Consider the following 771-nt stretch of genomic DNA (forward strand, 5'->3'; position numbering starts at 1 on the left):
ACTAATCTAACCTTTGTACCAACCGGATAGATTGTCTTTAGGTTATTGAAAATTTTTGTGTCCATATTATTCTCCAAACATATCGAATGCCCACTTGACAGCGTGACCGAGATCCGTAACAATTATTGATTCCTTGTATATGCGATTAAGTCGGCATTCAAATAGTTCAAATTCTTCAAGGCTATCAATGATTTCGTAAATCTCAACTACTGTTTCTTTGTCTCCTTTGGATGCAACGATAACCCATTCCTTGTAAGGAATGATGCTTGCGGTTGTTGGGTAGAGTTCATATAGTTTTTCAAGTGTTGTTGTCATGGTTTTGTTCCCCTCTTCTTTTCTTGTGTACATATTAACTCTAAAGGAGACTTATATCCAGTCATTTATAGATTATTTTGACGATATTTTCGACTATTTTTCACTTCCTAGAATGGCACATCCAATAGCATAGACAACTGTTACCGTCACTCCATTTCCAGCTTGTTTATACAGTTGGGCATCGGAGTTTACTGCTTGGGCTTTCTCGAATAAATCATCCGAAAAACCTTGTAGTCGAAAACATTCTCTAGGGGTTAAACGTCTAATTTTCACCACTCGATCATTCCAAACCACAGCACCCATTTGACCACCGCAGGATAGGTTATGGGCGATTCCTTTCCCAACTCTTGCTCGTCTCGTTGGAGAGTTGGGATAAGATAAATCCACTGAATCACCTACCTCAGCAACTTGATAACCTTGCTTTGTACCATTTCTGACCTTGATACCTTCAAGAAC

Annotated in this window: 2 protein-coding genes; both read right to left on the reverse strand. The window is 38.9% G+C overall.

The features are described from left to right. Window positions 1-66: 66 nt before the first annotated feature. Window positions 67-315, reverse strand: a complete 249-nt coding sequence (locus RFK25_RS11495) for a hypothetical protein (RefSeq protein ID WP_024399323.1) — start codon at window positions 313-315, stop codon at window positions 67-69. 93 nt (window positions 316-408) lie between these two features. Continuing rightward, window positions 409-771 (reverse strand): DNA cytosine methyltransferase (locus RFK25_RS11500; RefSeq protein WP_332413545.1); only part of this gene is annotated, 363 nt, incomplete at its 5' end.

Source organism: Streptococcus sp. SS-4456 (genome assembly GCF_036680365.1).
Taxonomy (GTDB): Bacteria; Bacillota; Bacilli; order Lactobacillales; family Streptococcaceae; genus Streptococcus.